The 17,179-nt window shown below is 63.1% G+C and carries 20 protein-coding genes; 4 read left to right on the forward strand and 16 right to left on the reverse strand.

Features of this window, described 5'->3' with window-relative positions; genetic code table 11:
* Position 1: 1 nt before the first annotated feature.
* The 14 genes from virB9 to SPHS8_RS17085 form a co-directional block, all read right to left on the reverse strand.
* On the reverse strand, positions 2–859 hold the full coding sequence (virB9, locus tag SPHS8_RS17020; RefSeq protein WP_007683410.1) for a P-type conjugative transfer protein VirB9: 858 nt from the start codon (positions 857–859) through the stop codon (positions 2–4).
* Complete coding sequence (locus tag SPHS8_RS17025; RefSeq protein WP_007683408.1) at positions 856–1,554, reverse strand: virB8 family protein; 699 nt, start codon at positions 1,552–1,554, stop codon at positions 856–858. The genes virB9 and SPHS8_RS17025 overlap by 4 nt, the downstream gene beginning before the upstream one ends.
* Positions 1,555–1,890: 336 nt before the next feature.
* Positions 1,891–2,835 carry a type IV secretion system protein gene (locus SPHS8_RS17030; RefSeq protein ID WP_007683405.1) on the reverse strand — a complete coding sequence of 315 codons (945 nt, stop codon included), beginning with the start codon at positions 2,833–2,835 and terminating at the stop codon, positions 1,891–1,893.
* A 21-nt stretch (positions 2,836–2,856) separates the two neighbouring features.
* On the reverse strand, positions 2,857–3,075 hold the full coding sequence (locus SPHS8_RS20680) for an EexN family lipoprotein (RefSeq protein WP_150132838.1): 219 nt from the start codon (positions 3,073–3,075) through the stop codon (positions 2,857–2,859).
* Positions 3,072–3,785 (reverse strand): type IV secretion system protein, encoded by a 714-nt coding sequence (locus tag SPHS8_RS17040; protein WP_007683402.1) that lies wholly within the window; start codon positions 3,783–3,785, stop codon positions 3,072–3,074. The genes SPHS8_RS20680 and SPHS8_RS17040 overlap by 4 nt, the downstream gene beginning before the upstream one ends.
* Before the next feature lie 3 nt (positions 3,786–3,788).
* Entirely contained in the window at positions 3,789–6,200 is a 2,412-nt protein-coding gene (locus SPHS8_RS17045; RefSeq protein WP_014072616.1) for a VirB4 family type IV secretion/conjugal transfer ATPase, read from the reverse strand.
* Positions 6,193–6,543, reverse strand: a complete 351-nt coding sequence (locus SPHS8_RS17050; RefSeq protein WP_007683398.1) for a type IV secretion system protein VirB3 — start codon at positions 6,541–6,543, stop codon at positions 6,193–6,195. The genes SPHS8_RS17045 and SPHS8_RS17050 overlap by 8 nt, the downstream gene beginning before the upstream one ends.
* Positions 6,540–6,878, reverse strand: a complete 339-nt coding sequence (locus SPHS8_RS17055; protein WP_007683396.1) for a TrbC/VirB2 family protein — start codon at positions 6,876–6,878, stop codon at positions 6,540–6,542. Before SPHS8_RS17055 ends, SPHS8_RS17050 begins: the two co-directional genes overlap by 4 nt.
* Positions 6,875–7,540, reverse strand: coding sequence for a lytic transglycosylase domain-containing protein (locus SPHS8_RS17060; protein ID WP_007683393.1), 666 nt, complete (start codon positions 7,538–7,540; stop codon positions 6,875–6,877). The genes SPHS8_RS17055 and SPHS8_RS17060 overlap by 4 nt, the downstream gene beginning before the upstream one ends.
* Positions 7,537–7,875 carry a hypothetical protein gene (locus tag SPHS8_RS17065; RefSeq protein WP_009823965.1) on the reverse strand — a complete coding sequence of 113 codons (339 nt, stop codon included), beginning with the start codon at positions 7,873–7,875 and terminating at the stop codon, positions 7,537–7,539. Before SPHS8_RS17065 ends, SPHS8_RS17060 begins: the two co-directional genes overlap by 4 nt.
* Positions 7,876–7,938: 63 nt before the next feature.
* Positions 7,939–8,871 carry a phytanoyl-CoA dioxygenase family protein gene (locus tag SPHS8_RS17070; protein WP_007683389.1) on the reverse strand — a complete coding sequence of 311 codons (933 nt, stop codon included), beginning with the start codon at positions 8,869–8,871 and terminating at the stop codon, positions 7,939–7,941.
* A gap of 11 nt (positions 8,872–8,882) precedes the next feature.
* Positions 8,883–9,494: an acyl-homoserine-lactone synthase gene (locus SPHS8_RS17075; protein WP_007683387.1), complete on the reverse strand. Its 612-nt coding sequence runs from the start codon at positions 9,492–9,494 to the stop codon at positions 8,883–8,885.
* Positions 9,495–9,568: 74 nt separating this feature from the next.
* Positions 9,569–10,315 (reverse strand): LuxR family transcriptional regulator, encoded by a 747-nt coding sequence (locus tag SPHS8_RS17080; RefSeq protein WP_007683385.1) that lies wholly within the window; start codon positions 10,313–10,315, stop codon positions 9,569–9,571.
* 13 nt (positions 10,316–10,328) lie between these two features.
* Entirely contained in the window at positions 10,329–11,090 is a 762-nt protein-coding gene (locus SPHS8_RS17085; protein ID WP_007683383.1) for a helix-turn-helix transcriptional regulator, read from the reverse strand.
* Positions 11,091–11,311: 221 nt separating this feature from the next.
* Between SPHS8_RS17085 and SPHS8_RS17090 the strand changes: the two genes are divergently transcribed.
* Positions 11,312–11,881 carry a hypothetical protein gene (locus tag SPHS8_RS17090; protein WP_013039076.1) on the forward strand — a complete coding sequence of 190 codons (570 nt, stop codon included), beginning with the start codon at positions 11,312–11,314 and terminating at the stop codon, positions 11,879–11,881.
* On the opposite strand, the gene SPHS8_RS17095 is transcribed toward SPHS8_RS17090, so the two are convergent.
* On the reverse strand, positions 11,816–12,670 hold the full coding sequence (locus SPHS8_RS17095; protein ID WP_007683381.1) for a methyltransferase family protein: 855 nt from the start codon (positions 12,668–12,670) through the stop codon (positions 11,816–11,818). The genes SPHS8_RS17090 and SPHS8_RS17095 overlap by 66 nt on opposite strands.
* Positions 12,667–12,930, reverse strand: a complete 264-nt coding sequence (locus tag SPHS8_RS17100) for a DUF2933 domain-containing protein (RefSeq protein WP_007683380.1) — start codon at positions 12,928–12,930, stop codon at positions 12,667–12,669. The genes SPHS8_RS17095 and SPHS8_RS17100 overlap by 4 nt, the downstream gene beginning before the upstream one ends.
* A gap of 252 nt (positions 12,931–13,182) precedes the next feature.
* Here SPHS8_RS17100 and SPHS8_RS17105 point away from each other — a divergent pair, with 252 nt between their 5' ends.
* From SPHS8_RS17105 to SPHS8_RS17115, 3 genes are read left to right on the forward strand one after another with little or no spacing between them, the layout of a single operon-like run.
* On the forward strand, positions 13,183–14,631 hold the full coding sequence (locus tag SPHS8_RS17105) for an MBL fold/beta-CASP domain-containing RNA metallo-hydrolase (protein ID WP_013849921.1): 1,449 nt from the start codon (positions 13,183–13,185) through the stop codon (positions 14,629–14,631).
* A complete protein-coding gene (locus tag SPHS8_RS17110; RefSeq protein ID WP_007683378.1) occupies positions 14,628–16,166 on the forward strand; it encodes a thymidine phosphorylase family protein in 1,539 nt (512 codons plus the stop codon). The genes SPHS8_RS17105 and SPHS8_RS17110 overlap by 4 nt, the downstream gene beginning before the upstream one ends.
* Entirely contained in the window at positions 16,163–17,071 is a 909-nt protein-coding gene (locus SPHS8_RS17115) for a ribose-phosphate pyrophosphokinase (RefSeq protein WP_007683377.1), read from the forward strand. The genes SPHS8_RS17110 and SPHS8_RS17115 overlap by 4 nt, the downstream gene beginning before the upstream one ends.
* Positions 17,072–17,179 lie beyond the last annotated feature (108 nt).

Genomic DNA, 17,179 nt, shown 5'->3' on the forward strand with positions numbered 1-17,179 from the left:
CTCATTCCTGCGGATGTGTGATGGTGCGCTCGACATGGGGCGACCCGGTGTTCGTCCCATGATCGACCCCATAGGGTTCTGGCGCCTGATTATAGATGCACAGCACCTCGCCGCCCCGCCGAAGGCGCAGCTGACGCGCCACCAGATGGACGACGACGAATTCGTCACGGACGTCGAAGGGAACCAGCGTCTCAGACCCGTCTGGTCGCACCAGATATATAGCCGGCACCTCGCGGTTCGCTGGGAAACGCAACACCGTGAACTGCCCGTTATCGGAGACCTCCGACGGCTGAAGCTCGCTGGAGCCCTGCACCTTGTAGTTCATGTTGCGAGGCCCTTCGACGACCCCATGATCGAGAGCGCCGCGAACGGCCCGGCTCTCCAGGGCAGCCGCCTGCATGGCAATCTGCGCGGCCCTGAGACGCGCGGCGCGGTCTGCATCGTCCCTGGGATATCGGAACCGCACCTGAAAATAGGCTTGGCCGTTGCGGCCCGTGATCGGACCGCTGCGAGCGGTCAACTCGAACGCATAGCTGCGCAATTCGCCTCCGCGCGACGTGGTGACGATGAGATTGGTCGGTCCGGCACGCTCACGCGGCTTGAGGAACAGGATGTGCCCGGCGACGGCGACCTCCCAAGATACGGTGTCGCCCAGCGCGACGTGCTGGATCGTCTCATCGTCGCTCAGGACAATCTGTGTTGCGGTCCGGAACGTGCCGACGATCCGATAGACCTCGGTCTCTTCATATTCGACGAACTTGACGCGCGGGTCGGACGGACCACCTCGCGGAACTTCGACCGCGTGCGCCGCCGTTACAGGCACCAGCGCGCAAATGATGGCGGCGGAGAGCGCCCTCATCGGATCACCTCCGGATCGGCACGATAGTTTTCGACCTGGAATCCCAGCGGGTTCCGGTAGCGATCGCCTTCCGCCATGGGCGCGTTGGCGTAGGCGAACGTGATCGTGGCGATCCAATCGCTGTTCTGGATGTCGGTCTCGGTCTGGACTGTCCGCGTGAACCGGACATTGGCGACGCGATCGTTGATGAAGGCGATGTTGCGCACGCGCGCCTGCACAACTGCGTTCTTGCCCCAGACATTTTGGGGACTGGCACCATTGTTGCTACTGTAGAAGCGCGCCCAGCGCTGCTGTTCGGTCGGCTGCGAGAGGATCGTCACGAACCGAAAATTTTCTTCGGCCGCTGCCGGGATCCAGCTTTCGCGGGTTCTCACATACTGGGCGAGGAAGTATTTGGTGACCGCCTCATCGTAGCGCATCGGCCGCTGCGTGAGCGCGGTCTGGACATCCACCGCGCCGGTGGTCTGGTTGACGCGAATAACATAGGGCACGACAGTCTTGAGAGGCGTCAGAGCCGCAACTGCGAAGATCGAGGCCGCGGCCAGGAGTGAGGCGATGGCCGCGATGCTCCAAGCGATGCGGGTCGAGCGCAGCGCGTTCCGGATCCTGTCCTGATCCCAGCTTCGTGCGTCCCGGAAATAGCGCTGCAGCCCCGATGCCGGCACCGCCTCCGAGCGGTCATCAGCAGCTCGCATAATGCGGTCCCCTTGGTGCGAACGATACTTTGTCTCCGGAAGATGACGCGGAAGGCACGGCGGGCGGTGGGGGTGGATCGCCGTCTCTTGGATGCGATAGCGGCGGTATGGGCGGCGCAGCTCTCGGCGCCGTGGTCGCAGGCACAGGTGAGCCCGGTAAGACGCTTCCATAGATGTTCACGTCGCGCAGGTGATGGCCATTGCAAACCGCGAGCTTCTTTGGACCGGATGCACAGCCGACGACGCCGAGCGCAGCCAGAACAACGCCCAGGCAGGTGACGCTACGGCGGAAGCTAGGCGCGAATATTGGTGAAGAAAAAGCCATGAGATGCCTCGCTACGCCGCTTCGATGGTGCCGCCGCGGTGAGCGGCGCGCTCCAAGTTGCGGCTGTTGCGCATGACGCGACGCTGTCGGAAGGGAGATGCCATCGTGCCCCAGGCCGTTCCGGCGAAGGCACCCACGCCGGCAGCGGCTCCCCCGGCTATTCCCGTTGCAATGGCTGGAGCCTGGAAGAAGAAGATCGTGCCCAAAAATATGTACGCTGCAAACAGGACAGCACCGAAAGCCGTATCCACGACGCCTTCAGATGCTGCTGTTGCAGCCGCTCCGAGGTCTGTGATCAGGGTCGTGATGGCTATGATTACAGCAAGGAGAACGATATAGTTGAATACTTGCCCCAGCCAGCCGTGGAAAAAACGCCTCGTTGGCTCGAAGAGAGCTAGAGCGATGAAGATGGGGCCAAGTGCGATAATGATCGCCAACGCAACTTTGGCAAATATAGTAATAGCAAATCCAACCGCTGCCGAGAGCCCAGCTAATGCCTTCAGCCCCAGGCTCAGCGCATAGAGGACCAGTTTATATGGGTTAATGTCGCTGTACGTTGCGGCTTCAGTCTCTATCCGTGCAACTATAGCATCACTTTGAGTGTAATAGTCGTCGAAGGCCTCTCCTACTGTGTCGATCGTCTTACCGGCGAGAGCTTGGGAGATCGCATCGGGCATTCCGTGGAAGAGCGGCGTCGTGATCCAATCGGAATAGGCGACCGTCGTCGCAGCAACATACAGCAGACAGAGCTTCACCATCCGATAGAATAGCTCACCCCATGGTTCGCTGATGATGCCCCGCATCACCATGTAGCCGAACAGGGCGATGTAGATAACCAGCCCGACAGCGAGCGGACCACGGACAACCTCTACGACGTTTTGGAGACGCTCGTTGAGGAAAAGATCAAGCTTCCCATCAACGTTCGCGTAAAGTGAATTGAACATGTCCGTGGCCATGCGAAGCTCCAAGGCGCTGGATTATTTCGAAAGCGACCGCATCTTGTTGTCGAGAATCCGGAGGCTTTCAGCGTTGGAACACTCCTGTTCGTTGGGATGTGATCCGTCGGCACAGGCCTTGACGAGTCCTCTGAGCTCTTCCGGGTGAGAGGTTAGATAGTCCTTCCCGCGCGGTGCCCGCTCGCATCCTGCGAGCATTCCCGCTGCGGCAAACCCAAGCAGCAAAGCTCTCGCGGTCATTGCGACAAGCTTTCTAGCTTCGTCGCCAGTATCGCTTCGCTTTCGCGCTGTGATCGCAACTGGACGTCTGCTTCTTGCCGCATTCGCAGCGCCTGCAATTGCAAGGCGTCGTTCTGGATATGGGCATTCTCGACCCCTACCCTCGCCTGGATATCCATGACCTGCTTGGCGTCCGAAGCCGTATCCAGCGAGGTTCTCAGTTCTTCGAGCCCGGCGGTACGCTGGGCCGACACGCCATAGGCCGCCTCCGCGATCGCGGCATCGCGCGCTGCGAGGTCGCCGTTCCGCAAGAGGTTGTCGCGGGAAGCGCGCTCATACGCCGACGCACCTGGTCGCAATTCCGGCAAAGCGATACGGTTGGCGTCCCGGATACGGGTCGCGGAGCTCCCGAGCGAGCCCAGGCTGGCATTGTCCGACGACATCAGCCGGCTGATGTCACGGGCCTCCCGCGGCAGAAGGTGGCGCATGGCATCGGTGGAAAGAGATGATGCGATGCCGTTGACGTCGGTGACCTGGTTGAAGCTGCCATAGAGCTGCTTCGCTTCTGCGATCTGCTCCTTCCCCTGATCGATCATCGACAGGGTGTTCTTCACCGTGGCCAGCGCCTGCAGATAGCCGGAGCTGTCGTAGACGGGGATACCTTGCGCGACTGCAGGCCCCGCCATTCCAAGGGCGATGGCGCCAAGTGCTGCGTATATGCCCTTACCCATAGCTCATCCTTTCCTGATCGATGCAGACCGACGCTGCTGGTGAAAAAGAGCCAACCATTTCGCCGGGTCGTCGCCGACATCAGCGCGAATGGCATCGAGGAGCGTCACGGTTTCCGTGGTGCCCGAGAGCACCGCGAGCTCGTCGGAGAGGCCGCCCAGGTCCAGTTCCACCACGATCGAGTCATGACCCTGCTTGATGAGGAAGCGGCGAGATTCCGGGTTCAGGTCGTGACGGACGAGCTTGAATTCCGCCTGGGTCAGGCCCAGCCCGTCGATATAATCCGTTTCACGCCCATAGGGGTTGGGCAGCAGGATCTTGGTCGCGACCTGCTCCATGATACTGTGCGAGATATCCGAGCGCAGCGCATCGGCCGGGCTCTGCGTGCCGAAAACCAGGAAGGCGTTCTGCTTGCGGTAGGTCTTCAGGCCATCCTGGGCAAAGGCGCGGAAAGCGTCATCACCCAGCGCCTTCCAGAACTCATCGATGTCGATCACCAGTCGTCGGCCATCCAGAAGGCCGTCGATGCGATGGAACATGTACATCATGATCGGCGTGCGAACTTCCGGATTGTCGAGGAAGTCGGTCATGTCGAAGCCGAGGAACGGCGCATCGAGCGACAAAGCATCGATCTCGTTGTCGAACACCCAACCCAGCGATCCGCCTCGCGACCATTTCTCAAGCCGAGCGCCGATGCCTTCCGGATCGCGCTGGCCGAGCAGCTGGCGCAGGGCCAGAATGGATCGGTTCTCCGGTGCGAGCCGCCCGAGCGACGCCAAGCCTTCGTCGATCATGCGCTCCTGGGTGACGCCCAGCGTGCCGCCGGGCGGCGTCACCAGCTGCCGGATCAGACGACCGAGAAAGACGAGGTTGCGCGGCCCATATTCGAGCGCCCGCAGCGGCGCGAAGCCGGTTGGCTCCCCGTTCTTCAGCGTCAGATAGATCCCGCCAGCAGACCGCACGTAGATCTCGGCGCCGCGATCCTTGTCGATGAAGATCTGCTGCGCGCCCGTCTTCTCGAGCTGCGCCATCAGGAAGTTCTGAACGACCGTTTTGCCCGCGCCCGAGGGACCGATGATGAGCGTGTGGCCGAGATCCCCGACATGGAAGTTGAAATAGTAGGGCGATTGCGCGGCCGTTTTCATCAGCGCGATCGCCGGACCCCAATGATTTCCGCTCGGCCGGCCTGCGGGGTAGGTATGAAAAGGTGCCAATGCGGCGAAATTCCGCGATGTGATTGCCGCCGGCCGCGCCCGCCACGCGAAGTTACCGGGAAGCTGAGCCCAGAAGGCTGCTTCGAGCGCCGGCCCTTCCCTCGCTGATACCAAACCAGCGTCCGCGAGCGCCGCCCGCGCGGCCGACAGATTATCGGCGAGTCGCCTCTGGCTTTCGGCAAACACCCCAAGCGAGAAATGATGTTCGCCAAGGACGAACCGATTGCTTTGAAGATCGTCGGCGGCGTCTTCGAGGTCGAGCGCCTGGCTTGCTGCCGCGTCCTCGGTCGAAGCCATCTGGTTCTGTCGCCGGCGCAGCCTTTCGGCTGCGCGCGCCTTCCCCATGAAGGTGAAGGACTGCGAGACGACGAACGCGAAATCCTGGCCGAGCAGAGCGTTCATCTGACCGGGACGGGTGAGCGCGGGATATTCCCGGATGCCGAAAATGCCCAACCAGCGGCTCGCATCATGGGCGCGGATCTCGACCGTCTCGCGTCCGAAGATCACCCGCTCGCCGTAGAGGGCTGATCCAAGATGGCCTCGGACCAGCGGGACCTTGGCCTTTGCGCCCATCATGACTTGCTCGAGCACTTCGAGCGGCCTGGAGAATAGGAGGCCATTCTGCTCATAAAGAGCGAGCCGCGCGGGGCTGCACCGCCGAAGCAGCTTTTCGATATCGCGCGCCTTCTCCTCGAAGCGGGCCAACTCGTCGGGGTCGACTTCCTCATCGGCCGCCCTGGCCTTGGCGATGCGCTTGAGGAGAAGCCCGGTCCGATCGGCCGAGCCGACCGCCGGCCGCATGATCAGCGTCAGATAATGCTCGTTGACGAACATGCGCTTGGCAGTCACCCGCGCGCGATATTTTTCGTCCAGATCGGCCGCGAAGTCCGAGCGGAATTGGCCTTCGGGATAGTCATCGACCGGGCGGCGAACGATGTGCGTCCAGAGCGCGAGCCGATCGTCGGCAATGTTGCGCCAGGTGCCGTTGAGCTTCTCGTGCCAGTCATTGAGGTGGATCGGATCCGCGGTCTCGAACGCAAGCCCTTCAAGGCGGAACATCATCATGAGGTCGCCGCTATCGAGCGCGATCACCTCCGATGTCACGTGGCGCACGTAGGGCAGATAGCGACCCGGCTCGGCCTCTTGCCGCAATATGCGCCACGGCGTCTTGCGCGGCGGAAGCTGGGCAGCCGCGCTAGCCACGCGCAAAGCCCTTGCGTTTCAGCCCGGCAACCGGGAGCGGCGAATAGGAACTGCCGCCCCACCAGGCGCGGTTCCGGCTGCGCGCCTTGGTCATGGTCCACAGCCACAGCAGCCGGAAGGCATTGGCATCGTGCCGCACGATGAGCCGCGCCACGGCAAGACAGGCGCCTCCGATGGCGCCGGCATAGAGCGGGTTGCCGCTGACGATCAAAGTGAGACAGGCGGCAAGCGCGATCGGCAACGAGGCTTCGAGCGGCACGCCGAGCCACATCGTCGGCCGCGTGACCGCCAGGAACAGCGTCTCCTCGCGCAGCCGCTCGTCCAGGGCGGCGCTCTCCTTCACGCACCACCTGTGATGGTGTCGACGATCCACTGCGCACTGAAGACGATGAAGATGCCAACGATGACCGTCACCAGAAGGCCGAGGCTGGCGCGCCCGGTGAAAAACATGAACCCAACGATCACGACCGCGATCACCGCGATGGTCTTGGCGAAGGTCCCGGTGAGCCAGGTCTTGATGTTCTCCGCCATGGACGTGATGCCGTCGGCACCTTGCGCGTGTGCAGGATCGCTCAGCAGCATCGAGACAAGCAGCGCCAATGCCATCACGCCGATGACGCGCAGCAGAAGTCGCGCCCATTGGGGCCGTCCGCCCGGGTGGGCGGTGATTGCTGTCATGGATGCTGTCCTTTCTGAGATGCGGCCCCGTCGCCGAACACCATGAGCGAGGCCTGGCTCGCCCTCGCCGCTGTATTCCACCCAGCTGCGGCCGGTGGCGAAACAGGGGTGTCGGGTGGCGGAGCGAAGGTGGGCAGAGATTGAGGAATCGCTGGTGCGGCAGCCACCGGCGCCGTGCCACGGATCAGCGGAATGACGGCCGACGCGCTGGCATAGACCCTGGCGACATAGCCATTGCGAAAGCCGCGCTGCCGGTCGCCGGTATTGTACATCGACAGGGCGGTCGCGATCGCATGATCCCGGCTCGGGGCAAGGCGCGCGACCGCCTGGTAGTTGGTCGCGAGGACACGCGCGGCGGCGGCCAGATTGGAGCAGGGTTCGAACGCATTTTCGACCGAAAGCCCCAGCCAGCCGAGATTGGCGCTGTTAATCTGTCCCAGGCCGAGATCGATGTTGTAGCCTCGACCAATCAGGCTGCGCGCCGCAGCGATTGCCTGCGCCTTGGTCGCGGGCTTTGGCGCGCGCACGCCGGGACTATTGACCCCGATTGCGAGACTGTTGAACCGGCTCTCCGTGTGGACGATCGAAATGAGCGTCTCAGGCGCCACCGTCGGTGCGCAAGCTCCTGCAAGCGAAAGAAGGGTGGCGACATCGAGGATCATCGGCGGCCGCCGTCCAAACGCTCGATGCCGGCCAGCGAGAAGGTCTGGCTGCGGCCGTCGTTGAACGTGATGACCACCCGGCGGCGAGTTGTGGAATCGCGATCATAGACCTTCGTGCGGGCGACGCCGCCGCTACAGCCGGGAAAGGCGCCGCCGGTGGCCAAGCGTTGCCATAGCTTGGTCATCGGCGACACGCATTGCGCGTATTGGGTCGCGCCACCGGGATTGGAAAGACACAGGAGAACCTGGCAGCCCAGGTCATTCGCCGCTGCCGGTGCGCTTGGAAGGGCTGTGGCGAGGGCGAGCATCGCCATGCCGAATATTGCACGTTGCATCGGGTCTTCCCCCGCGAGAGACAGCTCCCGCGTCGGGAAATGCCGTCAGCTATCCGTTGGATTTCACCTCTCTTTTGTTCCGACCGCGCTCGATTTCGGCAATCCCCCTAGCCGGGGGGGGAGTTGATCGGTTTGCTGCCGCAGGAATTCGGACAGAGCGCCTTCCTGGTCGGGCCGGAGAGCATCGATTGCGGCGAGATGGTCTGGCGGATCGCCGCCGAGCAGGATGGACGGGCACTGCCCGTCATAATTGCCGAGATTGGGGCGGTGCTGCTGGTAGCCGACCAGCGCGGCAAGCTCGGGATAGAATGCGCTGGCCACCTCGGGCGGATAGGTCAGCCACTGGTTCTCATAGGGCTTCAGCCAGCCGAGGCAGTAGCTGACGATGATGCCTCGGCGCACCGCGTTTGAACGATTCGCGCCGGCGCCATGGAGGGTCGATCCCAGGAATATGATCGCCGATCCCGGATCCGCTTCGATGGCGACCGGCTCCGCGCCGTCGTCGCCCTGCCCGCCATTGTGGCTCCCCGGCCAGACCAGCGTCGCCCCATTTTCGGCCTTGAACGGCGAAATCGGCCACATGACGTTGACGAGATATTCGAGCTCGCCGGTCGGACCGCGCCACATGTCCTGATCCCGGTGCGGAAATTGCGCTGGCGCCCCCGGGTGCAGCTCGAGCGCTTGCGTGAGGTTGAGCTGGACCGTGTCGCACCAGGGCTCGAGGATAGCGTGGACGAGGCGCATGACGGCAGGGTTTTGGACAAGACTTTCAACCGTCGGCGCGCGCTTCAGCAGGCCACCGAAGCGTTTTGTCCGAGGGCCGTAGAATCCGCCCTGGCAGAAAGGCGTGGCGGCAAAACGCGGATGGAGGGATCGATTGATCTCCTCGATGCGTGACCGAGACTCGACATCCCGCAGGATGCAGAAGCCGTGCTGCCGCAGATTTTCGTCGGCTTTGGTCGCGGCGGAGACGCCGCGCCGTGCGATCGTGGCCATGATCGCCCTCCTCATGCTGCGGCGGGAAGATCGGCAAGGCCGACAGGGCGGAAAATGCCGCTCGCGCGCAGCTGCTCGCGCGTTCGGTCGTCCACATCGATTTGCAAGGCGACGAGACTTCGCCCTTGCTCGGACGTGGGAAGACCCAATGGTCGGCAAGTCCAGCCGAAACCCAGGATCTGCTGGAACCACGGCCACTCGGCGACCCCGGTGAAGCTGTGGATCTGGTTGGCGAGGGCATATTCGACGAGCGCGGTGACCAGCTGATTGCGCAGCTCGAGACGCTCCCGGGCGCGCAATTTTCGCGCAAGGCAAAAGCGGGTGATTTCCAGGATAGCACTGCCGCGCGGCGGCGCTTCCTCGCAAAGATCCGGGAAGATCGTGCCGAGAATATGCTCGTGCGTGGTCGGCAGAAGCCGTGCGGAGGCCCGGTGTTCCCCGTCGTCCCCGGTAACAACGATGTAGACGGCGCGATCATTGTCGAACTGATCGATCTCGTAGCGACCGGCGATGACCGGAACGTCCCAGCGAAGAAGATCGACGAAGACCCGCTTGCGCTCCTCGAACATGGAGCGAAACAGGCGGTGTTCCATGGCTTGCGAAAAGCCGGTCCCGATGTGCATGACAGCCTCCTTTTGGTGAGGCCTGTCAGTCGATCAGAGGCGGCTTTTTTGCGTTATCCCCAGTTCTGGGGAGATCATCGGCCGAACACATCGGCAAAGCTGATTTGCCCTTCGAACAAGGCGCGAATGGCGAGGAGGGTGCGCTTGGTGACGCCATAGCGGTCGCGCGCATCCTTCACATGCTGGATCACCGTTTCCTGGCCGATGCCGAGGATCTGGCTGATCTCCCAATCGGTCTTGCCCCGCGCGACCAGCGCCACGCATTCGGCCTGCCTTTCGGTCAGGCTCGGGCATTCGGATTGCGGCGCGTGGATCCGGGAAATCTTGCGTGCCGCTTCGAACGCGAAGCTGCCGACGAGCTGCACGAACGGCAGCTGCCGATGGTCGAGCATCTCGCCCGCCGCCATCGCGAAGGAACAGGATCCATTGAGCTCGCCAGGAATATGGGCCGGAACGGTGAAGCCGTCGCCCAGCCCGGCCTCGTAGGCTTCTGCCAGGATCGAGCGATCGGCGGCCGTCAGAGAGATGATCGACTGAACCGCCGACCAGGCAAAGCCCACATTGGTGCGATGGCTGGCGCGGTGGATCGGGTCGCTCGCATAGAGGCGTCTCGCCTGGAAGCGCTCCACCCAGTCTTGCGGATAGTCGACGATGTGGACCGAGCGAACCGCAGGCTTCAGGTCGACATGATGGACCAGGGCATAGTGCCGAAAGCCCATGGCCTTCGTGATTTCGGCCATCAGGTCAGACAAGGCCGTAGCGTCCTTGATCGCGCCAGCGACAGCGCAGAAATCCTGAACTTGCCCAAGCCCGATCATCATATGGCCGGCGAGATCAGAGCAGCGCTTCCATGTTGAGATGACCATCGCGAACCGCGCGCAGCACCAGCTGCGTGCGTCGTCGCACGCCATAACGCCTGCGGGCCGATTCAACATATTCGTGCACGGTATCGCGGCTGAGGCCGAGGATCTGGCCGATCTCCCAGTCGCTTTTGCCTTGCGCGACGAGCGCGATGCATTCGACCTGGCGAGGACTGAGAGGGACGCAGGCCAATGGCCCTGCCCTTTCGCCAAGCAGCTCGCGCGCCCGATCATAAGCGACCGAGCCGAGCAGACGGGCGGTCAGAACCTCTTCTGCACTCAGCGGCTCGTCGCGTGATCGGGCCGCAGTGAAGATCGCCTCGGGCTCGCCCGGGGTCCGGATCGGCAAACTGTAGCCCGATGCAAGGTCATGATCCCGGGCGCGGTCAAGGATGCCTCGCTGGCGCGGCGTGAGCTCCAGCACGTCGCCGACACGGTCCCAGGCCAGTCCAGAGGGCGTACGTGCGCAGGCCGCATGGATGGGATCTTCGAGATAATGGCGCTCTTCGAGCACTTCCTCGAGCCAGGCCGACGGATAGGTTGTGAGGAACAGGCTTTGCTCGTCGCCGCGCCGAAGGTCGATATTGTGAAGCAGCGTGAACCAGCGGAAGCCAAGATCGCGCACGGCGGCATCGATCGTGCCATGCAGATCGCCAAGGGTTTCAGCACGCTGACAGTCCGTCGCAAAGCGCGTGAGATCATCAAGGCGGCCGCAGTCTTTTATCCTGTTCGCCATAGGCGACGGAAGCTCGTTCGCGAGGAGACGGCTCGTCCACACCTAAGCGGCGAGCGCCATGATTATCAGGATGAGTTGAGAACGATTCGCAACAATCTACGATTAGAATGGATCGCCTATGACACTTTATCCGCCGGCAAAGTGTCATAGCTGACAACCCGTCTGTGGCCGCCGATTTGGGATTCACATTGATCCTGCTTTGTGCTTGATTCCATCATGTTATGTTTCATGCAGGCAAGCCTCTTGAACCCTCCATTGGCTGTGATGTCGCGGCCGTGCTCGAGACGCTGGCGACCGTATCGAGCCGGCCCCGTTATGCCTTCATGCTGCTCAACCTGATCGCCCAGGTGGCGGGGCCAGATGGAAGCGCCGGTCCCTGGGTCAGGCGGAACGATGGGCTCGTTTCCCTGCGCGATTGGCTATGCGACGCATTGACCCCGATGGCCCAGCGTGGTCCGCGCAGCATTACGCTGGCCGAGCGGGTCGAGAGCGACCTCGCTAGAAACGGACTGCTCCCCGGCGATCCGGAGAAAAGGCGCGGCGTGATCGCGGAGGAAATGCGGGCACGCATTCGCACAGCCGGCAAGAGTAATCTCAGTCGCGCCGTTTCCGAACTGGTGAATGCAGGCCTGCTCCGCCGACATTATCAGGGCTATCGCGTCGACCATCGGAACCGTGGCGGCCAGCGCCACGCCGTCTATACCTTGATCGGCGATGCTCTGCGTCTAGTGCCGGGCATCAGCTCCACACCGAATCTGCCCGTGCAAGGCGAACTTGCCCTCCCAAGATGATTGCGCAGTCGAACCGGGATTGCTGCAGTAGTGTGCTGTGAGGTCGGGTAACGATGTCCGAATAATAAGGCCAGTCAGAACGTCAGCATTGACCTTGCCGGCAATTACATCAGCCATTCCCGTCAAGGATCGCCATGGCCTTCTTCGACGCGAATGGATTGTCAGATTCGGAATGAAGCCGGGCACGCGAGCCATATAATCGCGGTAAACCTCGCCGAAGTTGGCTAGCGCCTCCTTTTCCTCATGCCGAGCCAGCCGAATATACATCACGACGAGCACCGGAAACATAGCAAGGGTCAAAAGGGTCGGCCATTGTAGCAAAAAGCCGAGCATGACGAGAATGAAGCCGACATATTGCGGGTGCCGGATCCGGGCATAAATCCCAGTAAGGGCCAATTGGTGTTTGCGCTGACTCAAGTGAAGGGCCGTCCATGCAACCGAGATCAGCCAGTAACCCACGCCGATCAGCACAAAGCTGGCGATGTGGAATGGACCGTAATGGGGATTAACTCGCCAGCCGAACATCATCTCCAGGAGATGTCCAGCATCGTGGCTCCACCAGTCGACAGCGGGGAAATACGACTGGAGCCACCCCGAAAGCACGAAGATCGTGAGCGGGAAGCCATACATTTCCGCGAAGAGCGCTATGATGAAAGCGCTGAACGCCCCCAAACTGCGCCAGTCTCGTTTAGTTGCCGGCTTGAAGAAGCTGAACGCAAAGAGGATGAAAACGGCGGCGTTAACCAGCGCGAGCCCCCACAGACCATAGCCATAGTCGGCGTGCGTCATCGCGACTCTCCTTCGATGCGGCCGTTGGGATTGGCCGGTAAGCCGGCGGGTGCCTGACCGGGCTCATGGCCATGCTGATGCCCACCATGGCCGCGGTGCATGAACAGGTGCATGAGCGGGCAGGCGAGCAGGATGAGATAGGGCAGCACACCCAGGAAGTGCGCGGTATGCTCGGTGAGGAGGAAGAAGCTAGCGACGAGCAGGAAGCCGATCAGAACGATCTTGCCGCGCTTGCGCATGCGATGGTCATGTTCGCCCATATGCCGTCCTCTTCTGGTCAACGTCCGGGCAGCATAGGCTCGAGTCCAAGGAGCAAGGTATAAGTAGAGACCGAAGTCCCCCGGGCATCGCGCAGGCATGGGTAAGGCGATCGATGGGATCGGCCATCGGCGTTCGGGCGACGCAGCTGTCGGGGAGCAGCAGTCGTGCTGCGGATTTTGCGTATAGGCGTGCGGCGTCCGCGAACCAATGCTGCGCTCACGAACATAATCGTGAGAGGCAGGCCCGCGTCCATGCAAAAGAGAAAGAAACGGCACCATTCCCGCGTGACCATCTTCGAGCGTGAAGCAAGGATCGATCTGGCCAAGCGCCCGGCCGATGGTCTCGGCGTTGCCTTTCTCGGCGCATCGGGAACGGTCACAGGGTCGCGTTATCTGGTGGACGATGGTGAAACTCAGATCGTGGTCGATTCCGGCCTGTTTCAGGGACCCAGGGATCTGCGCCGCCTTAATTGGGCATCGATCCCACCCGAAGTCGCGGATGTCGGCCAGGTGCTGCTGACCCACGCCCATCTCGATCACTCGGGCGCACTACCGCGCATGGCGCGCCTGGGCTGGGACGGGACCGTCCTTGCCACGCGGGCGACCGCGGCCCTGTGCGAGCTCCTTCTTCCCGACAGCGGCCATCTGCAGGAAAAGGATGCGGAGTTCGCCAACCAGCACGGCTTCTCCAGGCACCAGCCGGCGCTGCCCCTCTACACCCAGGCCGACGCGCGTCTGGCATTGCAGCTCTTCCGCCCGATCGAGTTCGGAGCGTGGCATGCAGTCACGGACGGCATCAGGGTGCGCTACCATCGCGCCGGCCACATCCTCGGCGCGGCGTCGATCGAGATCGACTGGAAGGGGCGGACAATCCTCTTCTCAGGCGATATCGGCCGTTACGGCGATGCGGTGATGAAGGATCCCGAGCCGCCCGCGCGCGCCGACTATGTCCTGGTGGAATCGACCTATGGCGATCGGCGCCACGAGCAGGTCGATCCGACAAAGACGCTTGGAGATCATGTCGAGCGATGCGTCGAGAGAGGCGGGACGGTGGTGATCCCGGCCTTCGCCGTGGGACGGGTTCAGTCGCTTCTCTATCATTTCTCGCGTCTGCGCGCGCAGGGACGCCTCCGCGACATCCCGATCTTCCTCGACAGCCCGATGGCGATCAACGCGAGCGGGCTGATGTGCGATTTCATGGACGAGCATCGCCTGGCTCGCGCCGAGTGCGAAGCGGCGTGCAGCGTCGCGCACTATGTGCGCGAAGTGGAGGAATCCAAGGAACTCACCGCCAACCCCACCCCCAAGGTCATCATCTCGGCCAGTGGAATGGCAACGGGCGGCCGCGTGCTCCACCATCTCAAGCGCTTCGCGCCGGATGGGAAGAACCTCATCCTCTTCTCGGGCTTCCAGGCGGCGGGCACCCGCGGCGCCGCCATGATCGGCGGCGCCCGGACGATCAAGATCCACGGCGAGTATATCCCGGTCGAAGCCGAGGTCGCCAACCTGACGATGCTCTCGGCGCATGCCGACAGCGACGAACTCATGCGCTGGCTCGGGTCGCTGCACGAGGCCCCGCGCCACGTCTATGTCACCCATGGCGAGCCGACCGGCGCCCAGGTCCTGGCGAAGCGTGTCTCGGAGGAACTGGGTTGGGCATGCAGCGTACCGGCGCTGGGTAGCTGGGGCATGCTCGCGTGAAGCCCGGGATCATCGAGGACGCCGAAGCAGAGCCTGTCGCGACGACGCTGCGGGCACGCCGCATCGGCCTGTCGGCTGCCGGAAGCGATCTGATCGCGGTCATGCGCCACGACTGTCCCGTCTGCCGCTCGGAAGGTCTTGCGTCCCGCGCGCAGGTCGCGCTGCGCGCCGGCGGGCGGGAAATCGTCGTCTCGCTGCTGCACAGCTCCGCGGAGACTCCAGCGCCCGGCGAGATCGGCCTCTCCGAATCCGCATGGCAGCGGCTCGGCGTCAGCGATGGCGATCCGGTCGAGATCGCGCACGCCCAGCCTCTCGCCTCGCTCGCCGAAGTGCGTCGGCGCATCTATGGCAATCGTCTCAGTGACGGGGCTTTTTCAGCGATCATCACCGACATCGCCGAGCGACGCTATAGCGATGTCCATCTCTCGGCGTTCGTCACGGCCTGCTCAGCGGTCCCGCTCGATACGGACGAAACGATCAGCCTGACCAGGGCGATGGTCGATGTCGGCGAGCGATTGCAGTGGCCCGGAACGGTCATCGTCGACAAGCATAGCGTCGGTGGCTTGCCGGGCAATCGCACCACGCCGATCATCGTCTCGATCATGGCCGCGGAGGGCCTGATCATGCCCAAGACATCGTCGCGGGCGATCACCTCACCGGCCGGCACGGCGGACACGATGGAGGTGCTGGCACCTGTCGACCTCGACGTTTCCGCAATCCGCAAGGTGGTCGAGCGCGAAGGCGGCTGCATCGCCTGGGGCGGCGCCGTCAACCTCAGCCCTGCCGACGATGTGATCATCGGCGTGGAACGGGTGCTCGATATCGATGCCGTCGGGCAGATGGTCGCCTCGGTGCTGTCCAAGAAAATCGCGGCCGGTGCGACCCATCTGGTCATCGACATCCCGGTCGGGCCGACCGCCAAGGTACGCGGCGCCGATGCCGCCGACACGCTCGAGCGGGCGCTGAGCTCTGTCGCCCAAGCCTTCGGGCTTCGCACGCGCGTGATGCGCGGCCCCGGCGCCGAGCCGATCGGACGGGGCATCGGTCCGGCGCTCGAGGCGCAGGATATCCTTGCCGTGCTCCAGGGGCAGCCGGGCGCCGAGGATCTCGCCCACCGGGCCTGCGAGCTGGCGGGAGGACTGCTTGAGCTCGCGGACGCAGCCCCGGCCCGCGAAGGTTATGCGCGTGCGCGGGCGTGCCTCGAAAGCGGCCGGGCCTGGGCCAAGTTCCAACGTATCTGCGAAGCGCAGGGCGGCATGCGGGCTCCACCGGTCGCCCGGTTCCAACAGGATATGATCGCTCCCTATAGCGGCCGCCTGGTGAGTATCGACAATCGCAAGCTCGCGACGGTCGCGAAGCTTGCCGGCGCGCCGATGGCCAAGGCCGCCGGCGTCGCGCTGCAGTGTCGGCTGAACCAGATGGTGGATGCCGGGGCTCCCTTGTGTAGCATTCATGCCGAGAGCCCGGGCGAGCTCGACTATGCGGCGGCCTATGCGGTGAGCGACGGGCCGATCTTCGGGATTGAAGCGCTATGAACCGTCCCGTGCTGTTCGCGCTGTCTGGCAGCGAGGCCCTGGCACAGCCGCTATCCGCCGCGCTCGATGCAGAGGTCGGCACGATCGAGCATCGTCAGTTTCCTGACGGGGAAACCTATCTCAGGGTCGGAAACGACGTCAGCGACCGCGAGGTCATCCTGCTGTCCAGTCTCGATCATCCGGACGCCAAGCTGTTGCCGCTGCTGTTCGCAGCCGACACCGCGCGCGATCTTGGCGCTCGCAGGATCGGGCTCGTCGCCCCTTACCTCGCTTACATGCGCCAGGACATACGCTTCCATGCCGGCGAGGCGGTGACGTCGCGAACCTTTGCTGCGATCCTGTCTCGCCATCTCGACTGGCTGGTGACGGTCGATCCGCATCTCCATCGCTACCATGAATTGTCGGAAATCTACCGCATCCCAACCCAGGTTGTTCATGCCGCGCCGTTTTTGGCCTCGTGGATCAAGCGCAATGTCGCTCGCCCGCTGATCATCGGTCCGGACCTGGAAAGCGAACAGTGGGTCTCGCAGGTGGCGGCCGATGCCGATGCTCCGTTTCTCGTGTGCGAGAAAATCCGATCCGGCGACCGTCACGTCACCATCTCGATTCCGAATGCCCCAGCGTTTCTCGATCGCCAGCCGGTGCTGGTCGACGATATCGCCTCATCCGGTCGGACCCTCACCGAGGCGGCGCGCCAACTGGTCGGCATGGGGTTCGCGCGACCGGATTGCGTGGTCGTGCATCCGCTTTTTGCCGGCGATGCAGAGCAGGTTCTGGGTGGGCTTGTCGAAAGGATCGTCAGCACGAACGCGGTTGCACATGCGTCGAATGATATAGACGTCATGCCAGCGATCGCGGAGGCCGTTCGCCACCGGATTGAATGGCGTGCTGCGCGTCAGTTCTAAGACGGAAATGAACGCCCGGCAAACGCTGTGCGCGTCCTCATCCATTGACCCTAAACGAGTCCGAACCAATCTCCTGAGATCTCCCTTTCGGAGAAAATCGCGGCAGGG

The sequence above is a fragment of the Sphingobium sp. S6 genome (genome assembly GCF_905120495.1).
GTDB lineage: Bacteria > Pseudomonadota > Alphaproteobacteria > Sphingomonadales > Sphingomonadaceae > Sphingobium > Sphingobium agri.

Excerpts from the sequence above, each read along its gene's own strand:
- virB9 (WP_007683410.1), bottom strand. The coding sequence starts at position 859 with ATGAGGGCGCTCTCCGCCGCCATCATTTGCGCGCTGGTGCCTGTAACG.
- SPHS8_RS17025 (WP_007683408.1), bottom strand. The coding sequence starts at position 1,554 with ATGCGAGCTGCTGATGACCGCTCGGAGGCGGTGCCGGCATCGGGGCTG.
- SPHS8_RS17030 (WP_007683405.1), bottom strand. The coding sequence starts at position 2,835 with ATGGCCACGGACATGTTCAATTCACTTTACGCGAACGTTGATGGGAAG.
- SPHS8_RS20680 (WP_150132838.1), bottom strand. The coding sequence starts at position 3,075 with ATGACCGCGAGAGCTTTGCTGCTTGGGTTTGCCGCAGCGGGAATGCTC.
- SPHS8_RS17040 (WP_007683402.1), bottom strand. The coding sequence starts at position 3,785 with ATGGGTAAGGGCATATACGCAGCACTTGGCGCCATCGCCCTTGGAATG.
- SPHS8_RS17055 (WP_007683396.1), bottom strand. The coding sequence starts at position 6,878 with ATGACAGCAATCACCGCCCACCCGGGCGGACGGCCCCAATGGGCGCGA.
- SPHS8_RS17060 (WP_007683393.1), bottom strand. The coding sequence starts at position 7,540 with ATGATCCTCGATGTCGCCACCCTTCTTTCGCTTGCAGGAGCTTGCGCA.
- SPHS8_RS17065 (WP_009823965.1), bottom strand. The coding sequence starts at position 7,875 with ATGCAACGTGCAATATTCGGCATGGCGATGCTCGCCCTCGCCACAGCC.
- SPHS8_RS17070 (WP_007683389.1), bottom strand. The coding sequence starts at position 8,871 with ATGGCCACGATCGCACGGCGCGGCGTCTCCGCCGCGACCAAAGCCGAC.
- SPHS8_RS17075 (WP_007683387.1), bottom strand. The coding sequence starts at position 9,494 with ATGCACATCGGGACCGGCTTTTCGCAAGCCATGGAACACCGCCTGTTT.
- SPHS8_RS17080 (WP_007683385.1), bottom strand. The coding sequence starts at position 10,315 with ATGATGATCGGGCTTGGGCAAGTTCAGGATTTCTGCGCTGTCGCTGGC.
- SPHS8_RS17085 (WP_007683383.1), bottom strand. The coding sequence starts at position 11,090 with ATGGCGAACAGGATAAAAGACTGCGGCCGCCTTGATGATCTCACGCGC.
- SPHS8_RS17090 (WP_013039076.1), top strand. The coding sequence starts at position 11,312 with ATGTTTCATGCAGGCAAGCCTCTTGAACCCTCCATTGGCTGTGATGTC.
- SPHS8_RS17095 (WP_007683381.1), bottom strand. The coding sequence starts at position 12,670 with ATGACGCACGCCGACTATGGCTATGGTCTGTGGGGGCTCGCGCTGGTT.
- SPHS8_RS17100 (WP_007683380.1), bottom strand. The coding sequence starts at position 12,930 with ATGGGCGAACATGACCATCGCATGCGCAAGCGCGGCAAGATCGTTCTG.
- SPHS8_RS17105 (WP_013849921.1), top strand. The coding sequence starts at position 13,183 with ATGCAAAAGAGAAAGAAACGGCACCATTCCCGCGTGACCATCTTCGAG.
- SPHS8_RS17115 (WP_007683377.1), top strand. The coding sequence starts at position 16,163 with ATGAACCGTCCCGTGCTGTTCGCGCTGTCTGGCAGCGAGGCCCTGGCA.